The organism is Cupriavidus sp. CP313, assembly GCF_054072015.1.
The window spans coordinates 55,792-79,247 of sequence record NZ_JBSVZB010000037.1; the positions used below are offsets into that span (position 1 = coordinate 55,792).

23 protein-coding genes and 1 pseudogene are annotated in these 23,456 nt (G+C 63.6%); 17 read left to right on the forward strand and 7 right to left on the reverse strand.

Annotation, left to right across the window (positions count from 1 at the left end):
* Positions 1-135 precede the first annotated feature (135 nt).
* Genes ACW4E8_RS34375 through ACW4E8_RS34390 form a run of 4 tightly spaced genes read left to right on the forward strand, consistent with a single transcriptional unit; the run spans position 136 to position 3,016 of the window.
* The gene (locus ACW4E8_RS34375) at positions 136-903 is read left to right on the forward strand and encodes an SDR family NAD(P)-dependent oxidoreductase (protein WP_456808585.1); all 768 of its coding nucleotides are present in this window, start codon (positions 136-138) and stop codon (positions 901-903) included.
* Positions 904-918: 15 nt separating this feature from the next.
* Complete coding sequence (locus tag ACW4E8_RS34380; protein ID WP_456808586.1) at positions 919-1,500, forward strand: cysteine hydrolase family protein; 582 nt, start codon at positions 919-921, stop codon at positions 1,498-1,500.
* A gap of 46 nt (positions 1,501-1,546) precedes the next feature.
* A complete protein-coding gene (locus tag ACW4E8_RS34385) occupies positions 1,547-2,191 on the forward strand; it encodes a hypothetical protein (protein WP_456808587.1) in 645 nt (214 codons plus the stop codon).
* A gap of 18 nt (positions 2,192-2,209) precedes the next feature.
* The gene (locus ACW4E8_RS34390) at positions 2,210-3,016 is read left to right on the forward strand and encodes an aspartate/glutamate racemase family protein (RefSeq protein ID WP_456808588.1); all 807 of its coding nucleotides are present in this window, start codon (positions 2,210-2,212) and stop codon (positions 3,014-3,016) included.
* A 38-nt stretch (positions 3,017-3,054) separates the two neighbouring features.
* Here the strand turns inward: ACW4E8_RS34390 and ACW4E8_RS34395 are convergent, their stop codons facing one another.
* The 5 genes from ACW4E8_RS34395 to ACW4E8_RS34415 form a co-directional block, all read right to left on the reverse strand.
* Complete coding sequence (locus ACW4E8_RS34395; RefSeq protein WP_456808589.1) at positions 3,055-3,990, reverse strand: LysR family transcriptional regulator; 936 nt, start codon at positions 3,988-3,990, stop codon at positions 3,055-3,057.
* Positions 3,991-4,097: 107 nt separating this feature from the next.
* On the reverse strand, positions 4,098-5,162 hold the full coding sequence (locus ACW4E8_RS34400) for an electron transfer flavoprotein subunit alpha/FixB family protein (protein ID WP_456808590.1): 1,065 nt from the start codon (positions 5,160-5,162) through the stop codon (positions 4,098-4,100).
* Positions 5,159-5,953 (reverse strand): hypothetical protein, encoded by a 795-nt coding sequence (locus ACW4E8_RS34405; protein ID WP_456808591.1) that lies wholly within the window; start codon positions 5,951-5,953, stop codon positions 5,159-5,161. Before ACW4E8_RS34405 ends, ACW4E8_RS34400 begins: the two co-directional genes overlap by 4 nt.
* A complete protein-coding gene (locus ACW4E8_RS34410; protein WP_456808592.1) occupies positions 5,950-7,350 on the reverse strand; it encodes an FAD-dependent oxidoreductase in 1,401 nt (466 codons plus the stop codon). Before ACW4E8_RS34410 ends, ACW4E8_RS34405 begins: the two co-directional genes overlap by 4 nt.
* On the reverse strand, positions 7,347-8,801 hold the full coding sequence (locus ACW4E8_RS34415; protein ID WP_456808593.1) for an FAD-dependent oxidoreductase: 1,455 nt from the start codon (positions 8,799-8,801) through the stop codon (positions 7,347-7,349). The genes ACW4E8_RS34410 and ACW4E8_RS34415 overlap by 4 nt, the downstream gene beginning before the upstream one ends.
* Positions 8,802-9,034: 233 nt before the next feature.
* On the opposite strand from ACW4E8_RS34415, the gene ACW4E8_RS34420 reads away from it, so the two are divergent.
* From ACW4E8_RS34420 to ACW4E8_RS34445, 6 genes are all read left to right on the forward strand, one after another.
* Positions 9,035-9,304 (forward strand): tripartite tricarboxylate transporter substrate-binding protein, encoded by a 270-nt coding sequence (locus tag ACW4E8_RS34420; protein ID WP_456808594.1) that lies wholly within the window; start codon positions 9,035-9,037, stop codon positions 9,302-9,304.
* A gap of 17 nt (positions 9,305-9,321) precedes the next feature.
* Positions 9,322-10,011: a Bug family tripartite tricarboxylate transporter substrate binding protein gene (locus ACW4E8_RS34425; protein ID WP_456808595.1), complete on the forward strand. Its 690-nt coding sequence runs from the start codon at positions 9,322-9,324 to the stop codon at positions 10,009-10,011.
* Between the two features lie 219 nt (positions 10,012-10,230).
* On the forward strand, positions 10,231-11,058 hold the full coding sequence (locus ACW4E8_RS34430; protein WP_456808596.1) for a 2-keto-4-pentenoate hydratase: 828 nt from the start codon (positions 10,231-10,233) through the stop codon (positions 11,056-11,058).
* A 14-nt stretch (positions 11,059-11,072) separates the two neighbouring features.
* Positions 11,073-12,020: an acetaldehyde dehydrogenase (acetylating) gene (locus ACW4E8_RS34435; protein ID WP_456808597.1), complete on the forward strand. Its 948-nt coding sequence runs from the start codon at positions 11,073-11,075 to the stop codon at positions 12,018-12,020.
* Between the two features lie 21 nt (positions 12,021-12,041).
* Complete coding sequence (gene dmpG / locus ACW4E8_RS34440) at positions 12,042-13,100, forward strand: 4-hydroxy-2-oxovalerate aldolase (protein ID WP_456808598.1); 1,059 nt, start codon at positions 12,042-12,044, stop codon at positions 13,098-13,100.
* Positions 13,087-13,611 carry a flavin reductase family protein gene (locus ACW4E8_RS34445; RefSeq protein ID WP_456808599.1) on the forward strand — a complete coding sequence of 175 codons (525 nt, stop codon included), beginning with the start codon at positions 13,087-13,089 and terminating at the stop codon, positions 13,609-13,611. The genes dmpG and ACW4E8_RS34445 overlap by 14 nt, the downstream gene beginning before the upstream one ends.
* Positions 13,612-13,614: 3 nt before the next feature.
* Here ACW4E8_RS34445 and ACW4E8_RS34450 read toward each other — a convergent pair whose 3' ends face one another.
* Positions 13,615-15,447, reverse strand: a complete 1,833-nt coding sequence (locus tag ACW4E8_RS34450) for a sigma 54-interacting transcriptional regulator (RefSeq protein ID WP_456808600.1) — start codon at positions 15,445-15,447, stop codon at positions 13,615-13,617.
* 276 nt (positions 15,448-15,723) lie between these two features.
* Here ACW4E8_RS34450 and ACW4E8_RS34455 point away from each other — a divergent pair, with 276 nt between their 5' ends.
* The 5 genes and pseudogenes from ACW4E8_RS34455 (at position 15,724) to ACW4E8_RS34475 (ending at position 21,377) form a co-directional block, all read left to right on the forward strand.
* Positions 15,724-16,779, forward strand: a complete 1,056-nt coding sequence (locus ACW4E8_RS34455) for a VOC family protein (RefSeq protein WP_456808601.1) — start codon at positions 15,724-15,726, stop codon at positions 16,777-16,779.
* Positions 16,780-16,848: 69 nt separating this feature from the next.
* Positions 16,849-18,063, forward strand: a complete 1,215-nt coding sequence (locus tag ACW4E8_RS34460; RefSeq protein WP_456808602.1) for an acyl-CoA dehydrogenase family protein — start codon at positions 16,849-16,851, stop codon at positions 18,061-18,063.
* Between the two features lie 40 nt (positions 18,064-18,103).
* Entirely contained in the window at positions 18,104-18,964 is an 861-nt protein-coding gene (locus tag ACW4E8_RS34465) for an alpha/beta fold hydrolase (protein ID WP_456808603.1), read from the forward strand.
* An 83-nt stretch (positions 18,965-19,047) separates the two neighbouring features.
* Positions 19,048-20,034, forward strand: coding sequence for a Bug family tripartite tricarboxylate transporter substrate binding protein (locus ACW4E8_RS34470; protein WP_456808604.1), 987 nt, complete (start codon positions 19,048-19,050; stop codon positions 20,032-20,034).
* A 170-nt stretch (positions 20,035-20,204) separates the two neighbouring features.
* A pseudogene (locus ACW4E8_RS34475) lies at positions 20,205-21,377 on the forward strand (porin).
* A 619-nt stretch (positions 21,378-21,996) separates the two neighbouring features.
* Here the strand turns inward: ACW4E8_RS34475 and ACW4E8_RS34480 are convergent.
* Positions 21,997-22,416: a MarR family winged helix-turn-helix transcriptional regulator gene (locus ACW4E8_RS34480; RefSeq protein WP_456808605.1), complete on the reverse strand. Its 420-nt coding sequence runs from the start codon at positions 22,414-22,416 to the stop codon at positions 21,997-21,999.
* Positions 22,417-22,634: 218 nt separating this feature from the next.
* On the opposite strand from ACW4E8_RS34480, the gene ACW4E8_RS34485 reads away from it, so the two are divergent.
* Positions 22,635-23,201 (forward strand): TniQ family protein, encoded by a 567-nt coding sequence (locus tag ACW4E8_RS34485; RefSeq protein ID WP_456808606.1) that lies wholly within the window; start codon positions 22,635-22,637, stop codon positions 23,199-23,201.
* 45 nt (positions 23,202-23,246) lie between these two features.
* A partial coding sequence (locus tag ACW4E8_RS34490; RefSeq protein ID WP_456808608.1) for a hypothetical protein occupies positions 23,247-23,456 on the forward strand: 210 nt, incomplete at its 3' end.

The window sequence follows — 23,456 nt, forward strand, 5'->3', positions numbered from 1 at the left end:
GTCGTGCCAGTCGGCATTCGCTATTTGCGAATGCGGTGTTCGGGTTTCCGGGCTGTGATCGGGAGGGGACAGTGGCGAGAATGCGACCGATGGCACATGCAACGGGTGCGGCAGGCACCGAGGGAGAGATTGCCGATGCAAGCAAACCTGCAAGGGAGGGTCGCGGTGGTGACCGGGGGCAACGGCGCGATTGGCCGGGCGGTCGCGCTGGCCCTGCATCGCGAGGGCGCCACGCTGATCGTGGCCGACCGCCGGCATGACCGCGTGGAAATCGCGACCGGGACGGCGGCGGAACGGTGGTGGGAGACGACGCTGGATGTTTCCGCCAGTGCCGACGTGCGGCGCATGTTCGAGACGGTGATTGCACAACATGGTCGCGTCGATATCCTGGTCAATGCGGCCGGCGTAGTGTCGGTGGGCCAGGCAAGCACCCTTCCCGAAGCGGAGTGGGATCGCGTGCTCGATATCAACCTGAAAGGCACCTTCCTGTGCTGCCAGGCAGTCATGCCTTCGATGATGGCCCATGGCTTTGGCCGGATCATCAATATCGGGTCAGTGGTGGCAAGAAATGCGGGCAATGCGCGGCCCTGGCTGGATGCGACGGAATCCGACAAGGCAGGCAATGTCGCCTATGGCGTGTCCAAGGCCGGCGTTCATGTCATGACGGGCTTTCTTGCCAAGGAACTAGCCCGGTACGGCGTGACCGTGAATGCAGTGGCGCCGGGGCCGGTCGCAACGGCCATGACCCAACACTTTCCCGACAACCTGCGCGCGCTGATCCCGGTCGGCCGCATGGGACATGTCGATGACGTGGCGAGGGCGGTCTGCTTCCTCGCCGCGAAGGACGCCGGCTTCATCACGGGCGAAATCCTGGATGTCAATGGCGGCATGTTTTGTGACTAAAACTGGAGAAGTCAATTGAGCAAGACCCTTTACCTCGTGTTGGACATGCAGAACGATCTCGTCCACGACGACGGCCCGAGCGGCAAGAGCCCCCTGGTCGCACAGGTTCGTGAGCGCGATCTGTTGGCACGCACGCAAACCGCGTTGCGCCGTGCGCGTGAAGCCGGTGCGCCGGTCGGCTTTGTGCGCGTCGGCTTCTCGCCTGACTACCAGGAATGCCCGCCGCGCTCGCCGGTATTCTCTGGCGCGCCAAAGGCCGGCATGTTCAAGCTCGGCGGTTGGGGCACCGAGATTCATCCACGCCTAGGGGTTGCGTCCGCCGACCTGCAGGTTGTCAAGCATCGCGTCAGTCCGTTCTATGCCACGACGCTGGAAGCACAGCTGCGCGCGAACGGCATCACACGCATCGTATGCTCCGGCGTATCGACCCAGGCGGTGGTACAGGCGACGATCCGCGACGGTCACGATCGCGACTACGAGATGGTGGTGCTTGAGGATTGTTGCGCCGCGCATTCGGCGCAGGAACATGCCAACTCGATCGACAGCATCCGCCGCTTCTGCGAGGTGGCGACCTCCGACACCGTCGATTTCGCTTGACGTCATGGCTGCTGCGCCATTGTGTCCTACCCGCCTGCAGTTGGCCGTGTCCAGTCGCCTGGTGCTTGCGAACCTGGCACCGGCATTCAACCTGACGATCGAGCGGGAGACCGGGCGGCATCGCGTGATCGGGCTGCGCCGCGCGCTGCCGGAGCAAGCCGGGAAACCTGGCCGATGCGGCCGGACAGGGACCGGTTTGCTGCTTGGTGCTGGCGCTTGCTTGCATTATGAGCTGACGCCTCCCGCGTGGCCCGGCGCAGCCGCCCGAGCGGTGCTGTCGCTGGCCATGCCGCCGCAGCCCCACGAGTCGGCGCTAGTGGAAGGACTCCGGAGCGCTGTGGCGCAGCCTGGCCAGCCAGGCGACGCGCCGGTTTCCCTTGCGCTTGCGCAGCTCGTTTTCTGCTTTCCTGCGCGCTACGCCGATGCGGGCGCCGTCAGTGCTGCGGCGTGCTGTGCATTACCCAGGCTCCGGGCGCGACTCTTCAGGGAAGGCGCCTCCTTGACCGAACTGATCCGCCGGCAGCGCGCGATGCGCATCCTGTTCGCGCCGCTGGAGGAACGACCGTGCGAGACCGCGCGCCGCTTGGGCATGGGCTCCATCGATGGTGTCGAAACCCTCTGTCACGACGTACTCGGGGTGCCACTCCCGGTCTTGCGCCGGGCCGCATACAGCGCCAGCCTTTCTTCCTAAATTGTCTGGAATTCTATCGTGACCATTCGCATCTGGCATCAGAGCTTTACCGTGCTATCCGACCTCGGCGCTTACAGTGACGCCTTGTGTGCCCACTTCCGCGCGGTATCGCGTCCCGATACCGAAATCGTCATGCATGGCATGCATCCGGGTACCTATCGTAGCAATTATCCCGGTGACGACATCAAGTACGCGGCCTTGCAGTATCTGCATGGCCTGCAGTTCATCGCCGCCGGGGTGGCCGCGGAAGACCAGGGCTTCGATGCCTATGCCATCAGCACGTTGCCTGAGCCAGCCCTGCGCGAGACCCGCGCACTGCTCAACATTCCCGTGGTCGGCTATGGTGAAGCCGCGATGCAGACTGCCTGTACCCTTGGCGAGACATTCGGCGTGCTGGTCTTTATCGACGAGCTGGCGGAACTGGTTGCAGCCAATGCGCGGCGGCATGGATTGGGTGAACGACTCGCCGGAGCCACCCATGTGGGCTTCCGGTTCGGGGACGTCCTGGGGGCATTCAGCGACCCTTCCCGGCTGATCGACCTGTTCCGCGCGAGCGCTCGCAAGCTGATTGCCGCGGGGGCACAAGTCATCATCCCGGGGGAAGCGCCGCTCAATGTCCTGCTAGCCCGGAATGGCGTGAACCAGGTGGACGGGGTACCGGTGGTCGACTCCCTGGCCGCATGGGTCAAGCAGGCTGAAGGCATGGTCGACATGCGTCGCGCCGGTGCATTCGGGCCGTGCCGGACAGGCTACTTCAACGGCCAGCCGAGTCCGGATCGGGTACGCGAACTGCTGCGCTTCTATGGCGCCGCGCAATGGGGCTGATATCGACGTGAACCGGGGGATGGCTCCCCCGGGCGGGCCTAGCGCGATTTCTGCACCGGAATGCGCTCGCGATGATCGGGACGATCGTCGGCGCAGACGACCTCGAGCAGGAAGTCGGAGAACTCCTTGACCCGACTCGGCGTGAAGCTGGTCTTCGGCATGACAAGGTGGAACGAGCGGCCGCCGCTTGCCCATTCGGGAAACAAGCGTACCAACGAACCATCCGCAAGCTGCTTGCGGGCAAACAGATCGAGTACGCGAACAATGCCGATACCTTCCACCGCCGCGCGTACCAAGGCGTCCGAGTTGTTCAGGGCAATGGGGCCACGCGGTTCGATCGTCACCGTCTCCTTGCCGTGCGCCAGCTCCCAGGACTTGGGCGTCAGCTTGCCATCCGGCAGCAGCCCCAGGCAGCGTGCGGCATCGAGCTTGGCCGGAGAGGCCGGGTCCGCCGTGGCCGCCACGCGCGGACTTGCACACAAGATATAGCTCGCGGTGTACAGCGGGCGCGCAACCAGGTCCGCATCCTCCACCGCATCCATCCGGATCGCCAGGTCGATGCCCTGCTGGATCAGCGCACGCGGCTGGTTGGTCAGGTTGACATGGATCGAAAAGCCGGGATGCCGGGCAAGAAAGCCTGGAAGCGCTGGCAGCAGCAATGCGTGACCGATGGCAATCGGTGCTTCGACACGCAACGTCCCGCGAACCGCGGCGTGGCATTGCGCGACCTCCTGCTCGGCCTGCTGGACGTCCGCCAGCAGCACCTTGCAGCGCGCGTAGAACAGCTCGCCCGGCTCGGTCAGGCGCAGATGCCGCGTATTGCGCTGGAGCAGCGTCACGCCGAGATGTTTTTCCAGGTTGCGCACGCATGAGGTCACGGTCGCATTGGCCAGTTCCAGGGACTCGGCCGCGCGCGAAAAACTCTCGCACTCCGTGACGCGAGCGAATACTTCCATCGCCCAGAGGCGATCCATGGCTTGTCTCCCCATGAGTGCCCGGAACAGGGATGCACCGGGCTATTGTTCTCGGAACGGCGTATCTTAAACGATGTCGCCCGGGAGCCTGCCGGGCGACGACCATACTAAACGCCGGCGAGATGTGGATCCCGGCTTTCCGGCATGTCCGCGAGCGCTGCGAGCAAGGCTGGAAGGATGGTCTCCCAGTCTCCCACCACGCCAAGGTCGGCATGCCGGAAGATCTCCGCGTCCGGATCGTTGTTGATGGCGATGATACTGGTATCCGGCCCGATCCCCGCCAGGTGTTGCGGCGTTCCAGAGATCCCTACCGCCACATACTGTCTCGGGCTGACGAACTTGCCAGACTGACCTACCTGATGCGTGACCGGCAGCCAGCCTGCATCGACTGCGGGAAGGCTGGCGCCAACTGCGCCGCCAAGCACATCGGCAAGTGTATGCAGAAGCGCGAAGCCATCGGCGCGCATGCCGCGGCCGCCGCTGATCACGAGCGGCGCGGTCTCGACCGGACGCCGATGATGGGACCCCGGCGTTACCACGATATCGTCGCCGGCTGGAGAATCGATTTGAAGCCGCAGGAGATCCGGACCTTGCAGCACTGGCGCGAATGCCGAATGCCCGTCGGGGCCGGGCCGCAGCGCGCAACACCATGGGCCCGCCTCTGCGCGCACGGTGGCGCGGCAGCGCCCGCCATAGATCTGCTTCTGCGCCTGCAAGGCGCCAGCGGTGAGCGCGACGGCCTCGACGCGGCCCAGCGCGACGGCACCCAGCGCCGCGGCAAGCCGTGCGGCGACCTCTTCGCCGGCGCCGCCGGCGGCAAAGCAGAGCAAATCGCTGGTGCCGATCGGCGCCAGCGATTCCTCCGTCGCGAATAGCCGCATCAGCACCAATTCGACATCGCGTGCCTGCACAGGGTGGCGCGTGCCTGAGACTTCCAGCAAGATGACTTGCGTGAAGCCAAGCTGGCCGACGTGCCGGACCATGGCGTCATCGTGGTTCGGCGGCGCGACCAGAATCGCGACCTGAAGGGCATCCGGGGCCGTGGCGGTTGCGGACTGCATCTGGCGCAATAGCGAGGTTGCCTGGCGCTTCTGCGTGTCAATATCACCGTCGCCGGCGATCAGGACGGTAAAGCAGCGCGGTTGCCTACTGGTTTCTGTATGTGAAGTCATGACTTTGACGAATGACGGAGTGCGCGCACCAGGGCCTCCACCTGGACGGCCACACCGGCGCAGGCCGGGATCGGAGCCGGACGGGAGGCACGCGCCGAAGGGGGAGGGTGAAAGTCAACAGGCGCAATGCGGGCGACGAGGCCGGATGCCTCGTGGTCCAGCACCGGTACGTCGGCACGCTTGGCGAGCATTACATGCTTCATCAGCGGATGCCGTAGCCGATTGGCTGCGTGGTTGGTGACGGCCACCACGGCGCGTCGCGCCAGTGCGACTTGTTCGATCGCATCGAAGCGGCTTCGCCGGGCGCGTAGCAGGGCACCATCGCATGGATCGATGACTTCAGCCATGGTCACGAGCTGGGCGTCGAGGAAAAAGGCGAGGGCAGCCGCGAACGCGCCGTCGTCAAGATCGCCGAACTCGCGGCCGGTCAGCCATAGGGTGGCGTCCTGTCGATGCGCCGATCCGTCGCACAGGACAGTGCCGAATTGCGCGGCCAGCGCAGCGGCATCCCATCGCAAGGCGTCATCGACGGGAAGACGCGCGACGATGTCGACCTTATGCGCCGCGACCATCCGCAATAGTCCCTCCGCGCCCGGGCCGTCAGGCATATAGACCGAGATCCGCGCTTCAGGCTTGACGTCGCGCAGCTTGAGCGCCACCTCCAGCGCCGCTTCGTCAAACGGACTCAGACGGCGCGGAATCGCCGCCAACTTCCCGGCATCCTGGGCGGCCCCGGCGGCAATCGTCCATTTCGGATCCAGCACCGAAGCGAGCAGTACGACAATATTCATCGCTCGCGCCCCCCGTTTTCAAGGGCCGCGTGCGCGGCAATCCGGCCGAACACGGTAGCCTTGCCAAGCGCGGTCCCTGTCATGTAGGCGGCGCCGTGGAAGCCGCCCACCACTTCTCCGGCGGCGAACAGGCCAGGCAGCGCGTCGCCGAACACGTCGACCACATTCATTTTCTCGGTTACCCGGATACCGCAGTAGGTCCCGAACACCGCGGCGGTCGACGGGTAAGCAAAGAAAGGAGCCTGTTCGATACGACAAGGCTTGCCATGATGGTGGACCAGGGTGTCCCTGCCAAATTCGGGATCGTGGCCGGCGTCCACTGCCGCGTTGTAGCGCGCCACTGTTTCAAGCAGGGCGTCGACCGGTACTTCGATGCGATTGGCGAGTGCTTCCAGTGACGGCGCCTCGATGAACAGCCCTTCCTCCAACCGTCGCCGGAAATCCAGAATGCGCACACTGTCGTCGCCACTGTCCATGATGCGCCGGTCGAGAATTTGGAACGTGGCGCCGAAGGGCTGCCGTATGGCGGCATCTCCGAGAAGCTTGTAGGAGATCGACTCGTTGACGAAGCGCTTGCCATCCTGGTTGACCGCAATCGCACCCTTGTAGACTGCCAGGCAGCTGTGATGATTGGTTTCATCCAGTGGATGCTTGCCATAGGTGCCCTTGATATACGCCATATCGCGAAGGTCGGCGCCGAAGGCCATCGCCATGCGCAAGCCGTCCCCGACGTTGCCGTCGCCGCCGATGAACACGGCGTCGGCATACTGCGGGGCGAAGCGATGCACCATCTCGGCATTGCGGCAGAAGCCGCCGCTGGCCAGGATTACGCCGGCGCGAGCGCGCAGTTCGCGGATCTCGCCATCCATTTCGACCCGCACACCCGTAAAGCGACTGTCCTTGTCTTTCAGCAGGCGCTGCGCGGCAGCGCTGCGAAAGACCGTTACCTTTCCGGTCGCCTTGCACGCGGCGACCAGTTGGCGCACCGCGTCAGCCGGATCGACCGAGTGCACGCGCGGCACGGATTGCCCGGAAGACGTCTCGATCGCCTCGCCAAAGACCACGCCCTGTTGACGCAGCCAGTGATAGGTATCGAGCTGGTGGTCGACATAGGCCCGTACCAGCGCATCGTCGTTCTCGAAGTCGCCGACCTCGCGCAAGTCCTTGTAGAGCAGATCCGCGCTGTCCTCCACGCCGGCCTGGCGCTGGAGATCGGTGCCGGCAAAAGCAAGGCAGCCGCCACTCATGGCGGACGAGCCGCCGAACTCAGCCTGTTTTTCGATCAGCAGGACGGCAGCGCCATGTTGGGCCGCTTCCAGCGCGGCGGAGAATCCCGCCATGCCTCCGCCGACCACGATCAGGTCGGGGATGCCGACTACTTGACGGTTCGATGTCATTGGCAGCATCCCGCAATGGTCGCGCCGGCGAGCTTGCCGAACACGATCCCCTTGAGGACCGATGTCGCACCGGTGTAGTTCGTGTAATAGATGCCGACCGTTTCGCCCGCAGCGTAAAGGCCGGGGATCGGGACCCCGTCGGTGTTCAGCACCCGTGCTCCGCCGTCGACCTTAAGTCCGCCGAACGTGAAGACGTTCGCGGAAATGATCGGGTAGGCGAAGTAAGGGCCCTGGTCCAGCGGCAGCGCCCAGTTCGACTTGGGCGGCTCCAGCGAGTCCGTGCTCAGGCCATCCACTACCAGCGGGTCGTAGTGCCCGTCGCGGCAGGCCGCGTTGAACGCCGCCACGGTCTGCTGCAACCGGGCGGGCGGCACGCCGATCCGCATTGCAAGTGCCTCGATGGTGGGTGCCTCGAGCGCCGGCTGGTCGGTTCGGATCGCGAGACGATAGTTCGGAATGTCCTTGACACGCTGATCGAGGATCACATAGGCGATCCCATCGTCCTGCTCGTAGATCCGGCGCGTTACCCGCTCGTACCAGGCATCCACCGTGCCAGGCGCTTCATCCGTGAAGCGCTCGCCTTGACGATTGACGAGGATGCCGTAGGGAAAGATGAAGATCGAAGGCTCGGAAACGCCAGAGCGCGGATCGACCGGCTCGGCGTGGTAGCTGCCATACTCGCCGCAGGGGGCGGCACCCGCCGCCAGCGCCATGGCGATGCCTTCGCCTTTGTTGTAGTAGCCGCCTTTGCAGACGGGACGGAGGTTGACGGCGCGCGGCCCCAGGTAGCGTGCCAGCATCTCCGGATTACCTTCGAAGCCGCCGGAGGCCAGCACCACGGCACCACCGAAGCGGCACAAGCCTTGTCCGTTCTGCCAGGCCAGGATACCCGTCACCGCGCCGGTGGCATCGACGATCAGGTCACGTGCCGTGCATTCATAGCGAAATGCGACGCCCAATGCCTGGGCGCGTTCCGCCAGCGCCTCGACGATGGCGGCACCGCCTCCGACCGGCAACAAACGCGGCTGTACGCTGGTCAGGAACTGCGTGGGCAGGAAATCGAAGCGAACCCCGATGTCTTGCAACCACGCGATGGCGCCGGGCACTTGCTCGGCAAACGCACCCAGCATGTCGGCATCCGGGACTGCTAGCGAACGCGTGGCCTGCGACCAGGAGGCGGGATCCAGGGCCATTTCGGCCGTCATGTCCGGATCCACGTACTTACCGGAGTGCGCGGCCAGATGCTCGTCGAAATCATCGGCGACCTCGCTCAGGCTTTTCATGCGCAAGTAGGCTTCCGTGTACCGGCTTTGCCCTCCACGCTCTTCCACCGTAGCACGCTCCAGCACGCAGACATTGAGTCCGGACTCCGCGGCACTGACCGCCGCGGACAGCCCTGCCACGCCGCATCCCACCACGACTACATCGTACGTCTCATCCATCGTTGTCATCGATCGCTCCTTGTTCCGAGATTTCCCGCAGGATAGGACCGCCCATCGCCAGGACACAGCCAGTCCCGCCGAATTCGGTATTCGGGAAATACGAATGACGAACGCGGCACGATGCATTTCGGAATTTCCGAAAGGCGCATTCACCTGCCTGCGCTGTGCGGATTTGCCATGGAAACCTAGATTGGGCGCACCCGCGGCGCCATCAGGTGTCAGCGATACCATCAGGAGACACCATGACCCATTTCACTCGCCGCCGCCTGTTGGCTGCGGCAGGCTTGCTGGCCCTCTCGGCGTGTTCGCTGGCCTGTGCGGAGAGCTGGCCGGCGCGTCCTGTCAGGCTGGTTGTGCCTTGGCCTGCCGGCGGCGGCACAGACGTGGTGGTACGCGTCTATGCCAAGCACTTGGCGGATCGGCTCGGGCAAAACGTGCTGGTGGAAAACCGGCCCGGTGCCAACGGCATGATTGGCACCGAGTTCACCGCACGAGCCGCACCCGATGGCTAACCCTTGGCATTGCCTCGGTGGAAACCCACGCGATCGGACCGCAGGTCTATCGCAAGGTGGCATACGATGCAATGCGGCAGTTTGACCCGGTTGGCAATATCGGCGCATTCCCGTACGCGCTGGTGATCCGTCCCGGGTTACCCGCGAAGTCCGTAGAGGCCTTCGTGGCATACGCAAAGCGACCCGATGCCAAGCTGACCTATGGCTCCTGGGGCGTCGGCAGCTCGTCGCAGGTAACGATGGAGATGGTCAAGTCGGTCGCGCAGATCGACATGATGCATGTTCCATTCACGGGTGCTGCGCCAGCGCTTGCGGCCTTGGCAGGCGGGCAGATCGATGCCCTGATGATTCCCGTCTCGGTCGCGGCGTCGTATCACGAAAGTGGCAAGGCTCGCATCCTCGCGGTCGCCGCGCCCGAGCGGTTGTCCGAGATGCCAAGGATCCCGACCCTGCGTGAGCGCGGGCTCAATGTGGTAGGCGGAACATGGCTGGTCGTCGCCGCCCCGAGCGGAATGGCGCCTGTGCTTGCGAATCGCCTGAACGCGGAAACGGAGCGGGTGGTGCGCGACCCCAGGTTCCTCGAGGCCATGCAGCGGCTTTCCGTGGTCCCGGGTGGCGGGTCCATGGACGACGTGCGGCGCATGATGGCGGCGGAGTATCGGCGTTGGGGCGACGCCATTCGCAAGGCGGATATCCGGCTGGACTGACAGCCTGGGCGCCCGTGTGCCCGCCCGGCGCATCGGCCAGCCTGGGGCACGGGCGCAGGTTTTCCTGAACGGATTCGGGGCCGGACCCGCCGGAGTTCATAAAAATCTGAAGTCCTCCCGGCAATCCGGGAGGTTTCTGCTTGCGTTTGCTGGCATGGCTCCTGCAAGGAACGGTTCGATCCGACAAGAACGAGCTGACCAGAAGAGGAGACACCAGCGATGACAGACAGTAGTTTCCGCGCGGCTGCCCAGGCGTTGCGCGAGGCCAGGCAACATGCCCGGCCGATTCCCCCGATTTCCGCCGCTTATGGTATCGAAGGTCTCGATGCGGCCTACAGGATTGCCTCCCTGAACATCGCCGATCGGCTCGCCTCGGGCGCAAGACGGATCGTGGGACGCAAGGTCGGCTTGACGTCGCATGCAGTCCAGGCGCAGCTGGGGGTGGACCAACCCGATTTTGGCGTGTTGCTGGACGACATGGAGTACCTCGATGGCGACGAGATTCCGCCGCAGCGATTGATGCAGCCAAAGGTCGAGGCGGAGATCGCCTTTGTCCTTGGTCGTGACATTGGTGACCGTGTGCCGTCGTGGGGCGAATTCCTCTGTTCGCTTTCCCATGCGTTGCCAGCTTTGGAGGTCGTCGATAGTGCGATCGCCGACTGGCGGATCTCGCTGGTGGACACGGTGGCGGACAACGCGTCCTGCGGCGTCTATGTCCTGGGAAATCAACCGCTGGCCATCGATACGGTGGGTCTCGACCGTGTTGGCATGCAGTTGCACGTCAATGAACGTCTTGTCTCCGTGGGCGTCGGTGCGGCTTGCCTCGGCCATCCGCTGCGCGCGGCGTTCTGGCTTGCCAGGACCCTGGCAGGTCGAGGTGAAATGATGCGAGCTGGCGAAGTCATACTTTCCGGCGCGCTGGGACCCATGGCGGCGATCCGGCCGGGTGATGCTGTCAAGGCCGTGATCGGCGATCTTGGCGAGGTTGCCTGCCGCATTGGGGCGCAAAGCGGATCGCACGTCGGTGCGGTGCATTCGCATCTTTGAGCCAGGAGGCAACCATGCAGAAGACATTGAAGGCCGCCATCATCGGCTCCGGTAATATCGGCACCGATCTGATGATCAAGATCCTGCGCCATGGGCGCCATCTCGAGATGGGCGTCATGGTTGGCATCGACCCCGCGTCCGATGGTCTGGCACGCGCCGCCAGGCTGGGCGTGGCCACCTGCGCAACCGGCGCGGCCGGACTGGCGGCAATGCCGGAGTTCGGCGAGATCGATATCGTGTTCGACGCCACCTCGGCCGCGGCGCACGTGCAGAACGACAAGCTGCTGCGCTCGGCGAAGCCCGGCTTGCGCATGGTCGACCTGACGCCGGCCGCGATCGGTCCCTACTGCGTGCCGGTGGTCAATCTCGAAGCGCATCTCGATGCACCCAACGTCAATATGGTGACCTGCGGCGGCCAGGCCACCATTCCCGTTGTCGCGGCCATTGCCGCGGTGACTCCGGTGCACTACGCCGAGATCGTGGCGTCGATCGCCAGCAAGTCGGCCGGGCCGGGCACGCGCGCCAATATCGACGAATTCACTGAAACGACATCGCGCGCGCTGGAAGCGGTGGGCGGGGCCACCAAGGGCAAGGCCATCATCGTGCTGAATCCGGCCGAACCGCCGCTGCTGATGCGCGATACGGTTTACACCTTGTCTGACGATGCGGATTCCGACCGGATCGAGCGCGCGGTCGCGGCGATGGTGGCCGAGGTCAACCGCTACGTACCCGGCTATCGCCTCAAGCAGCGGGTGCAATTCGAGCGCTTTGATGCGGGTCGTGCCCTGGATATCCCTGGCGTGGGCCGCATGGCCGGCCTGAAGACCACGGTCTTCCTCGAAGTGGAAGGCGCCGCGCACTACCTGCCGGCTTACGCGGGCAACCTCGACATCATGACCAGCGCCGCGCTCGCCACGGCGGAGAAACTCGCGGAACGCAAGCTCGCCGCAGTCGCGGCGTAACACCCTGGACAGGATACCAAGATGGCAAGCAAGCTCTATATCTCGGACGTGACGCTGCGCGACGGCAGCCACGCGATCCGCCACCAGTACAGCGTGGCGCAGGTGCGCCAGATCGCGAAGGCGCTGGACGACGCGCGCGTCGACTCGATAGAGGTCGCGCATGGCGATGGCCTGCAGGGTTCGTCGTTCAACTATGGTTTTGGCGCCCATACCGACGCGGAATGGATTGCCGCGGTGGCCGAGACCGTCAGCCATGCCAAGGTCGCCACGCTGCTGCTGCCCGGCATCGGCACCATCGACGACCTGCGCGAAGCCTATGACGCGGGCGCACGCGTGGTGCGCGTGGCGACCCACTGCACCGAGGCCGACGTCTCGCGCCAGCATATCGAGCATGCGCGCGAGCTGGGCATGGACACGGTCGGTTTTCTGATGATGAGCCACATGACCACGCCACAGGCGCTGGCGCAGCAGGCCAAGCTGATGGAAAGCTACGGCGCGACCTGTATCTACGTGGTGGATTCGGGCGGCGCGCTGACCATGAACGACGTGCGCGACCGCTTCCGCGCGTTCAAGGACGTGCTGAACGCCGACACGCAGACCGGGATGCATGCGCACCACAACCTGAGCCTGGGCGTGGCCAACAGCATCGTCGCGGTGGAAGCGGGCTGCGACCGCATCGACGCCAGCCTGGCGGGCATGGGCGCGGGCGCGGGCAATGCGCCGCTGGAGGTGTTTATCGCCGCAGCCGAGCGCATGGGCTGGGACCACGGTACCGATCTGTACAAGCTGATGGACGCGGCCGACGACATCGTGCGTCCGCTGCAGGACCGGCCGGTGCGGGTCGACCGCGAGACGCTGGCGCTGGGCTATGCGGGCGTGTATTCGAGCTTCCTGCGGCATTCGGAAGTGGCCGCGGCGCGTTATGGCCTGAAGACGGTCGATGTGCTGGTGGAACTGGGCCGGCGCCGCATGGTGGGCGGACAGGAGGACATGATCGTCGATGTCGCGCTGGATCTGGTGCGCGCGGGCGCGGATCGATCTGGCACGGCCGGCCGAGGAGGTGACCATGCGCAGGGTTGATGAAGCCGGGGTTGCCGAGGATGCCCCTGCAATCGATGCACGGGCGTTCCGCGCGGCGCTCGGCGCCTTTGCCACGGGCGTGACGGTAATCACGACCAGCGCGCCCGATGGCACGCCAGTCGGTCTCACTGCCAATAGCTTCAACTCCGTTTCGCTGGATCCGCCGATGGTGCTGTGGAGCCTAGCGAGGCGCGCATGGAGCTTGCCGATATTCCAGCAAGCCAGTCACTGGGCAGTCCATGTGCTCGGCGTTGACCAGCAGGCATTGTCAAATCGCTTTGCCCGTCCCGGCGAGGACAAGTTCCGTGATTTGCCGGTGGGATGTTCTTCCACCGGTATCCCGTTGCTGGAGGGCTGCGCTGCCCGCTTCGAATGCGAGACCGCGTTTCGGTATGAGGGAGGCGACCATATCATCATCGTCGGCACCGTCACGCATTTTGAGCGGGGTGGCGACAGTGCTCCGCTCGTTTTCCACGGCGGGCGCTATGCGCAGCTGGCGCTGGCGCAATAGACGTCACGATACGGTGTCCTGGAGCTGTTGTAGTTTCTTGACCCGATAGTCCATCTGCGAGCGTGTCAGGCCGAGCAGGGTGGCAGCCTTGGTCACATTGCCACCGGCCTGGCGCAGCGCCACGCGCACCATGGCGTCCTCGAGGCCGGCCAGGGAAGCCGGTCCCCGGTCGAGCAGATCCTGGGCCAACGCATCCAAATCGCCCTCCCCATCGCCAGGCAAGTCTTCCGCGCAAGCGCCGTCCCCGGGAACAAGCATCCCTTCACGTAACCCCAGCCAAGATGACGAATCCAGCGAACCGTCGAGGCCCTGTAGATGATGAAGGTCGATCGGCTCGCCATCATTGGCGAGGATGACGCCACGTTCAAGCACGTTCTCGAGTTCGCGGATATTCCCCGGCCAAGCGTGATGGAGTATCGCCCTCATGGCCAGATGCGTAATCCCGCTAACCGTTCGCTGGTGGCGATGGCAAAAGCGGGCAAGCAGCACCTCCGTCAGCAGCGGAATGTCGTCCCTGCGATCCCGTAGCGGCTGGATGGTGATTGGAAACACATTCAGTCGATAATAGAGGTCCTCCCTGAACCGCCCCTCCTGCACCGCGACCTTCAGGTCTTCATTGGTTGCCGCCAGCAACCGGACATCGGTGCGCACAGTCCGGTTGCTACCGAGCCGCTCCAGCTCTCCATTCTGCAGGACGCGAAGCAACTTGCCTTGTGCGGTCAGGCTCAGCGTTCCGATTTCATCGAGGAACAAGGTGCCGCCATCGGCGGCCTCGAAGCGTCCGGAACGCGATGTGGTGGCACCCGAGTACGCGCCGCGCTCGACTCCGAACAATTCCGCCTCGATAAGGGTCTCCGGAATCGCCGCGCAATTGATCTCGACAAATTGCGCCTGCGCTCGCTGGCTGAAGCGATGGAGCTCGCGTGCCACCAGGCTCTTCCCCACGCCGCTTTCGCCAAGCAGCAATACCGTGGCGTTGGTGGGCGCGACACGCAAGATATGGTGTCGCAACGCATGGAATGCGGCCGAGGCCCCGACCAACCGGATGTCGTTGTTGTCGGCGGACCATGGCGTGGGAGATACCGCCGGCGGCGCAGGCGCTTTCACCCGGCTTCCGGCTTCGAAACCGCCGAAGACGCGCGCGGGAGGAGCCGGTTGTGGCTCCAGGAAGCGCAAGTCTTCTTCGGCGTTCTCCCATTTTCCGACCGGCTTGGCGATATTCCGGCAGTGGACCGCACCCTGGGCGCGGCACTCCACTTCACGGACCAGGATGCGGCGGCCGGCGCAGGTACTCAGGTAGCCGCTGCTATAACCCACCTCCGTCCAGCAAACCGCGTGGTCGCCTACGCCGTGCTCGGCAACGTGATACTCATCCTCTATGGAGTTCTTCCAGATCCATTCGCCGTGATAGTTGTCATCGGCGAAGGCGGTGCGTCGGGTGCTGATGACTTCCGGCAGGACAAAGCCCTGCAGCGCGTGTAGCACGGCTCCCCAGCGAACCACATCCTCGATACCGTGATCCGCGGTCGCGACGCGAAGCGCGAACTCCGCATCGCGGCAACCAGCCGCGTAGCCAATGCGTGTCAGCAAGCCACGCGCCGTGTCTACGCCCAGCGACAGTACCAGTTCGTCTCGCAGGCTCGCGAACGCCTCCGCATGCATCAACAGGACGCGACGATCGTCGAGCCAGATGCGTCCCTCGGCGGGATCGAAACGCAAGCGATCGGCAAAGTCGCGCACGCTGGGCATGTGCATGTCGGCCAACACGCGAGGAACAGCCATGGTCGGCGCGGCGGTGGAACCGGTCGACTTCGAAGTGCTGCTGGACTTGGTCATGGCGCTTTCCGGAACAGGAACAGGGAGTGAGGCGATCTCGTCAAGGTTCAGAAATTTATGAGTTTGCAGGCGGCGGCACAAGAGGGATTTCCCGAAATACTGAATTCGGCAAAGTTAGCGGACCGCCAACCATTCGGTCATGACGCTTTCTCGTGCTCGAATGCCCGTCCGACTCGGTCTTCGCAGGCGTGTGGTTCGCTATCGCTATCTCCGCAGCCCACGGCGAGCGCCCCTTTATTCGGACATACCCTTAATCGACGTGAGCTGGCAGGGCTCTTGCAGAACCAAGGAGGCATTCAGGAAATTCCGCAACGGATAACGCAAGGGGACAACAAAGAAATGGGAGCAGCGATCTCAAACCTGGGCTATGTCGTGCTCGGTGTCAGCGACCTCTCGGCGTGGGAGACATTCGCCGTCGATATCATGGGATTCCAGATCGGACGTCGAGAAATGGGTCGGCTGCTAAGCCTCCGGATGGACGAGCATGAGCAGCGCATCGTGCTGGAGGCGGGCGAAGACGACGATCTGCGCGCCGCAGGGTGGCAGTTCGATAGCGAGGAGGCGCTCGACGATTTCGTCGCTGGCGTGCGGGCCAAGGGCATTGCGGTCGCGGCGGGCGATGCGGCTTGTGCGGCGGCACGCCGCGTGGAGAAGCTCTACCGGATCGACGACCCTAACGGCTTTCACCATGAACTGTACTTCGGTCCGGCAATCGCATCCGCCGCCGACCCGTTCCGCTCCAAGGTGCTGAAAGGACCGGGATTCCGTACCGGGCCGCTTGGCCTGGGTCATTTGCTGCCGCGCGCGCTGGACTACCCCGCGACCGTGCGCTTCTATCGCGACGTGCTCGGCCTGCACGTATCGGACTACATCCGTGAGGAGATCGCGCCAGGCATGGTCGCCGACGCGACCTTCTTTCATACCGAAACCGGTCGCCATCACTCACTGGCGACGGCGGGATTTCCCTCGACGCGAATCCTCAATCACGTGATGGTGGAAGTCCAGGATATGGACGATGTCGGCCTGGCATACGACCGATGCATCCGGGCCGGCCATGGCATGAACCTGGAACTTGGCCACCATCCCAACGACAAGATGTTCTCGTTCTATGTGCGGACACCGTCGGGCTTCGCAATGGAAATGGGCTGGGGTGGCGTCGTGATCGATAAAACCAGCTGGCAAGTCATTACCTACAACAAGATGAGCGATTGGGGACACAAGCGCAATGTGCCTCGTGTGGCTTCGGTGGTCCAGCCGAACCAAGCGCCTTCTCCTGATGCACCGCCTGTCCGCGCGCCGCACGAAACCGGCACGGATATCGCCGTCGACTGACGCGCGCTCAAACCCAATTCAAGCGCAATGCAAGCACAAGTTCCTACAACCAAAGAGGAGACCCGTTTCATGTCAGCCATTCTGAAACCTGTTCTGGCAGATGCCGAGCCGTCCATCGACGCGTTGCTGGAACGCGCGCGCGCGATGATTCCGTGGCTGCGCGAACAGGCGGACGCCGTCGAGCAAGCCCGCCAGGTGCCGCGCGCAACCATCGATGCGTTCGTCGACGCCGGCTTTTTCAAGATCTTGCAGCCGCGTCGCTGGGGCGGCTGGGAAATGCACCCCGAAGTCTTCTGGCGGGTGTTGATGGAACTCGGGCGTGGCTGCAGTAGCAGCGCGTGGAACATGATGATCCTCGGTGTGCATCAATGGGAATTCGGCCACCTCGATCCGCGTGCCGGCGACGATGTCTGGGGCAACGATAACAAGGTCATCATTGCGTCGTCGTACCCACCCGTCGGCGCCGTCAAGCGTGTCGAGGGCGGCTTCGTCCTCGATGGCCGGTGGCCGACATCGAGTGGCACCGACCATGGCGACTGGGCGTTTGTCGGAGGATTCCTGCGCAACGAGCAGGGCGTGCCGGTGGACCGCTACTCATTCCTGGTGCCTCGCGACGACTATGAGGTCATCGATGACTGGTTCACTTTTGGCTTGTGCGGAACCGGCAGCAAAAGCTTGCGGATCCGCGAGGCGTTCGTGCCGGATCATCGTTGCCACAGCATGGTGGAGTACAGCCATAGCGATCGAGGCACGATGTACTACTGGCCGTTCAGCCAGATCTTCTACGGATCCGTCTCCGCCGTAATCTGTGGCTATGGGCAGGCAGCCATCGACATGTACACCGAGCAAATGCGGGTGCGCCAGGCCACCGGGACGGGTGCGGCAGTCAACCTGAGCCCCTATGTGCGCGACAGGCTGGCCAACGCAGTAGTCAAGGTCAGCTCGGCACGTGCACGGCTGCTGCAAATGATGGCCGATTCTACCCCGCTGGTGCAGGCACGCCAGCTGATCCCGATCGCGGACCGGGTGCGCCACCTGACCGAGATTGCGCATGTCGGTCGGGATGTCGAGCAGGCCGTGCTGTTGCTCTACAAAGCCACCGGCGCGCGCGGCGTGTACCGCAGCAATCCGATCCAGCGCGTGCTGCGCGATACCTTGGCGGCCGCGAACCACATTACGCAGAACGGCGACGACACCGCGGGCTGGCTAGGTTCCCAGATGCTCGGGGGTGAGCTGCCGCCCTTGGTGTTCACCCGTCCCGGCGACGACATTCAGGCGGCGTAATCCAACCGCGCCACCACCACACCAACATTACGGAGACCTTATGGCTGCATTCACCGAAGCCTCTACCAGCCGCTTTGCGCGGATCCGCGAGGGCGAGCTCGATCTGCAAGTCCACTATAACGATACGGGCAACGAAGGCCCGGTCGTGGTCATGATGCATGGCTCCGGCCCAGGCGCCTCGGGCTGGTCCAACTTCCATCGCAACGTGGATGCGTTCGTTGACGCGGGCTACCGTGTCATCCTGCCGGATAGTCCCGGCTGGAACAAGAGCGATCCGATTGTCATTCGCAGCGGCTCCCGCGCCGGGGTCAATGCCGCCTCGGTCAAGGGCCTGATGGATGTGCTCGATATCGAGAAGGCCAGTCTCATCGGCAACTCGATGGGTGGCATCAACGCGCTTTCCTTCGCATTGGCGTACCCCGAGCGTCTGCACAAGATGGTCATCATGGGCGGCGGTGGCGTCGGCACCAGCTTGTTTGTCCCGATTCCGCTGGAAGGCATCAAGTTGCTGCAGGGCCTGTACCGCGAGCCGACCGTGGAGAACCTGCATCGCATGCTCAATGTCTTCGTGTTCGATCCCAAGGCCCTGACGCCGGAGCTGATCCAGTCACGCTACGACAACATGATGCAACACAAGGAACACCTGGCCAACTTCGTGACGTCGATGGATGCCAATCCCCGGCAGTTTGCCGACCTGAGTTCGCGGTTGGCCGAGATCCAGGCGCAAACCCTGGTGACGTGGGGCCGCGACGATCGCTTCGTGCCGCTTGACTCCGGCCTCAAGCTACTGTGGGGCTTGCCGAACGCCGAGCTGCATGTGTTTAACCGTTGCGGCCATTGGGCACAATGGGAGCATGCCGACAAGTTCAATCGCCTGGTTACGGCGTTCCTGGATCATTGACCGGATCACGCTAACACGCATGACGGAAGATGGCTAGCCGCGGGCTCTCCGCTAGCCAGAGTCAACAAGAGGAGACAATGACAATGGCGCTATCGAGACGTCGAATCCTGAAAGCCGGTCTTGCAGCGGGCCTTCCTTTACTGGTCGGAAGACCGGCAAACGCACAGACGATCGACCTTGCGCGGATCGTGCTGGGCTTTCCGGCGGGCGGTTCCGTGGACACAGTCGGTCGGCGGATCGCGGACAAGATGCATCCCGGCTACGCCCGCTCGGTGATCGTCGAAAATCGCGTGGGCGGCGGCGGCCAAGTCGCCACCATTGCGATGAAAACCGCACCGAGCGATGGTTCCACCATGCTGATGACGCCCATGTCGATATTAGGCGTCTACCCGCATACCTACCGCAAGCTACCTTACGATCCGCTTGCGGATCTGAGGCCGGTGTCACGGGCGGTCAGCTACAACTTCGGCTTTGCGGTCGGACCGGCGGTGCCCGATGGGGTCAGGACCATTCCACAATTCATGGAGTGGTGCAAGGCGACGCCCGGCAAGGCAAGCTTCGGTAGTGCCGCCACGGGATCGACCTTGCATTTCACCGGGATCTTGCTGGGACGCGCCGCCGGCGTGGAAATGACCTATGTTGGCTACCGCGGATCGGGCGCTGTGTTGACCGATGTGGCGGGCGGTGCGCTGCCTGCCTGCGTGCTACCGATCGGCGACTTGTCCGCTTATCAAGCGGCAGGCAAGGTGCGCGTGATCGGGACTTCCGGCGCCCAGCGCAGCCGCTTTCTTCCCCATATACCGACCTTCGCCGAGATGGGCTACCGGGACATGGTGTTCGAGGAGTGGTATGGCTTCTACTTGCCTGCTCGCGCTTCGCAGGACCAGGTCCAGCGGCTGCATGCGGCGGTGATGTCGGCTTTGAAGGCGCCGGACGTGGTCGAGGCGCTGAATAACCTGGGCCTGGAGGCCAACCCCAGCTCGCCGGCTGAACTCGGCAGCCTGCTGAAGGCCGACCACGAGCGATGGGGCCGACTCGTCAAGAGCATCGGCTTCACCGCGGATAGCTAAACCAGCGCGACGTCTCAAGCCCGGTAACGGGTTACCCAGGAAATTCACCTACGGGACTCCGTGACCTTGGTCACGCGGAGCGGGCGACGTCGCGCCTTTCAACCGGGAATGCCCAATTCCCGCGTCACACAACCAAGAACAATACGAAAAATCCGGAGGAGACAATGCAATTGAAGACATCGCTGCTTGCAGCAGCCCTGTCGGGAACCTTCGCTTCCGCTGGCCATGCCCAGTCAAGCGTGGTGCTCTATGGCGTCGTGGATGCCCCGATCGAGTATGTCAATCATCTCGCGGCTGGCGCGCCAACGGTCAACACGACGACATGGGCCATTACGCGCCAGCCGGGCGGAAACCGCGTGTCCTTGTAGACCAGCGGAGGGTGGGGCGGTTCACGCTGGGGGCTGCGCGGGACCGAGGACCTGGGTAATGGCTTGCAGTCGCTCTTCGTGCTGGAGAGCGGATTCGGGCTTGACGACGGCAAGTCACAGCAGGGCGGTCGCCTGGTTGGCCGACAGGCCTATGTTGGCGTGCGCAAGTCCGATCTCGGTACGCTGACATTCGGTCGCCAATACTCCACCATGTTCGAGGCTTTCGGCAATTTTGCACCGCTGCTCTATGCGCCGATGTATGAACCCACCGTCGCGCAGATCGGTTCGAATTTCCGCCAGGACAATATGATCAAGTACGCAGGGAAGTTCGGTCCGCTCGGCGTCGGCGCGCACTGGAGCTTCGGCGCCGGCGTCGGCGCGATCGCGATGACGCCGCTGGCCGGCGGCGGGGCAGGGGAGACGCCGGGACATTTCCGCGACAACACCGCCTATGGGGCCTCGCTTTCCTATACGGCTGGCAGTTTCGGTGCTGCGGTAGCCTACGACCAATGGAATCCGGCTGTGACGGTCGGCAATACCGGTGCCGTCAAGAAGGCCGGAGCCGCGCTCAGCTACAACATCGGCAAGACCAAGGTAATGGGCGGCTATCGCTGGGGTGATGCCAAGGATTTATCGGGAAGCTCCGTTGTGCGCGACGACTACTACTGGATCGGCGTCAACTTTCCCGCCACCGCGTCGCTGGACCTGAACCTGGCGTATTACTATGACAACCTCAAGACGTTGCGCCTAGGGCAGAACGCGCCTGCAACCAACCCCGCCAATCCATGGCAGGTCACGTTGCTGACGAACTACCGGCTTTCCAAGCGCACCGACCTGTATCTGACGATGGCCTATGCGAAGAACTCGGGACTGAACTTCGACACCGCCGCGACTGGCTTTGGCGCAGGCTACTTCCTCACGCCAGGAAGCGATTCCCAGTTTGGCACGGCAATTGGCATCCGCCACGTGTTCTAGGTTTGCGGGCGGCCAGCGGCCGCTCGTTTCCACGCGACGGTTCCGCGCCGGCAAGCTGCGGTAAAGGCTGGCCGTCTCGGCAATCACCATGCGTATGCCATCTTCCACCCCGCTGCGCGACTGAGAGGTCTAGCCATCCGCTGATGGTCGCGCTCCCGTGCTTGTTTGACGGGGAACGCCGCTTGCCGGCGAGCGTTGAGGTCGAGCAGTTCGTAGCGAGAATAGCGGTTGAAGCGCACGGGTCTGACTGCAGTCGGTCTGTGAATCACGATACAGGCGCCACGGCGAAGTCAAGTGCATGCCCATCGTGGCCCGGCTCGGGTTGCCGAAAAGCAACCTTGCCTCTAGCTTTGACCTGTACCGATTTTGCGGGGGAAGGTCAACGCCGTCAGGGGGATGGGCGGCCGCTTTGGTTCCGACACGCAACATATGCCAGCCGCTAGGCTGGCTGGCGCTTCCCGACCCGTTTCCGCAAGTCGACCCAAGGCTGCCCAGACGGCAGCTTTCAATGTACAAGAGCCCCTCACTAAGGGACGTTGGCCGGCTCGTAATCGGCCAAAGCGGCTGTGTAAAGTCGCACAGGCCTGCTGCCGTCTTGATCAACCATGCCGGTGAAGGACTAACGCTCGTGTGCTGCCATATCTTCCGCGCGCGCGATCAGCTTGTCGATCAGGTTACTGAAGATCGCAACTTCCTGCTCAGTAAGTGCATCGATCAGTCGTCGCGCGTCGCTCTCGGCCCGAGGAGAGATCTCGTCAAATTTGTGTTTGCCGGTGCGGGTCAGCCACAAGAGAACGCGGCGGTGATTCTCCGGATCGCGCGCCTCTTCGACCAGACCGGCCTTGCGCAAGTTAATGACGGCACGACTGACGTTCATGGGATGCAGGCCGGTCGCCGCGGCAATGTCTTGGGCAGCGCTTCCGGGCTGGCCGGCCAACACCACGATCGCACGCCACTCATTCAAGGAGAGTTCATGCTGCCGCGCGAAGTCGGAGAAGAATGGGCGGCTGATCAGGTTCGACAGCTTCAGCCGGTTCACACGCTTCGAAGTTCCCAGGTGGCAGGAGTCGGAGGCCTTCCGATGCCTCCTTGCCGCCTTTGAGCGGCTTCTGCCCCTTCGACGGCCGTCGAACCTGGCGCGGCGAGAGATGGTTCACGCGATTCTTGCGGCGAGCGGCGGACTGACCGGGGAGATATCCCGGGTGCTCAATGTTGCGACTGAACTGGCTATTCGCGACGGCAGAGAGGTGATCGAACTTGGCCACATCGAAAATGCGGCGCGAGGTCTTCTCTCCTGAGCGTGTAAGACCTTGGCCGGTGGCGCCGCGTCCGTTTGAAGACGAAGCCTTTGGCGGTTGGCTGGGACGTCTGGCAGCGAAGTATCGAATCGGCATCGCCCAGTTGTGGGCGAGCGGGCAGCTTGGGGCATTCCCCGACTTAACTCGCAGTGGATGGCTGCTATTTCCGCCGGTTGATGAGCTGGTGCTGGCCCGTCTGTCGGCCCTAACCCATGTTGGCGTCGACAGAATGGTGGCGATCCAAACGCCAGCAGCGTGGGTGTCCGACCGTAGCAACCTTCCGTACTGCTTCGAGTGCCTCGTTCTGAACCCCATCGATATCTTCTCGCCCCGCTGGAAACGAGAATGGCTGAATCCGGCTGCAACGGCCTATGAGGTTCACGATCGCCGCCTCGAGACCATACCTTCGTCCACGTTGCTCAAGCTCGCCAATCTCAGTGCCGTGATCAGTCGGCTTGGGAAGCCGAAAGTCCGGCGTCGCAAACGGTACAGGAACCTCCTTGACGTGCCACGTTCGCAGAATTAGTGGGCCTCAGTCGCAAAATTAACGCTCCGCAACACCAGCAGCGGGATGACCCGCAACGGATCATATTCGGCAAGCATCCGTCCAGGCCCGGCCCGGGCGAAGTCGGATTTGGAGGCTGATCATGCCAGCACATCTTCCCCAGAAAGTACTCGCACGCGTGCTGCCAAGCAAGTTCGTGAGCTGCAACGCCTGCTGGGCAAGAAGACCATGGAGAACGAGATTCTGCGCGAGGCAGTGGAGGTGATGAAGTCGCGA

Coding starts and splice junctions, on each gene's coding strand:
- ACW4E8_RS34375 (WP_456808585.1), top strand. CDS start 136: ATGCAAGCAAACCTGCAAGGGAGGGTCGCGGTGGTGACCGGGGGCAAC.
- ACW4E8_RS34395 (WP_456808589.1), bottom strand. CDS start 3,990: ATGGATCGCCTCTGGGCGATGGAAGTATTCGCTCGCGTCACGGAGTGC.
- ACW4E8_RS34400 (WP_456808590.1), bottom strand. CDS start 5,162: ATGACTTCACATACAGAAACCAGTAGGCAACCGCGCTGCTTTACCGTC.
- ACW4E8_RS34405 (WP_456808591.1), bottom strand. CDS start 5,953: ATGAATATTGTCGTACTGCTCGCTTCGGTGCTGGATCCGAAATGGACG.
- ACW4E8_RS34410 (WP_456808592.1), bottom strand. CDS start 7,350: ATGACATCGAACCGTCAAGTAGTCGGCATCCCCGACCTGATCGTGGTC.
- ACW4E8_RS34415 (WP_456808593.1), bottom strand. CDS start 8,801: ATGACAACGATGGATGAGACGTACGATGTAGTCGTGGTGGGATGCGGC.
- ACW4E8_RS34420 (WP_456808594.1), top strand. CDS start 9,035: ATGACCCATTTCACTCGCCGCCGCCTGTTGGCTGCGGCAGGCTTGCTG.
- ACW4E8_RS34430 (WP_456808596.1), top strand. CDS start 10,231: ATGACAGACAGTAGTTTCCGCGCGGCTGCCCAGGCGTTGCGCGAGGCC.
- ACW4E8_RS34435 (WP_456808597.1), top strand. CDS start 11,073: ATGCAGAAGACATTGAAGGCCGCCATCATCGGCTCCGGTAATATCGGC.
- dmpG (WP_456808598.1), top strand. CDS start 12,042: ATGGCAAGCAAGCTCTATATCTCGGACGTGACGCTGCGCGACGGCAGC.
- ACW4E8_RS34445 (WP_456808599.1), top strand. CDS start 13,087: ATGCGCAGGGTTGATGAAGCCGGGGTTGCCGAGGATGCCCCTGCAATC.
- ACW4E8_RS34450 (WP_456808600.1), bottom strand. CDS start 15,447: ATGACCAAGTCCAGCAGCACTTCGAAGTCGACCGGTTCCACCGCCGCG.
- ACW4E8_RS34460 (WP_456808602.1), top strand. CDS start 16,849: ATGTCAGCCATTCTGAAACCTGTTCTGGCAGATGCCGAGCCGTCCATC.
- ACW4E8_RS34465 (WP_456808603.1), top strand. CDS start 18,104: ATGGCTGCATTCACCGAAGCCTCTACCAGCCGCTTTGCGCGGATCCGC.
- ACW4E8_RS34470 (WP_456808604.1), top strand. CDS start 19,048: ATGGCGCTATCGAGACGTCGAATCCTGAAAGCCGGTCTTGCAGCGGGC.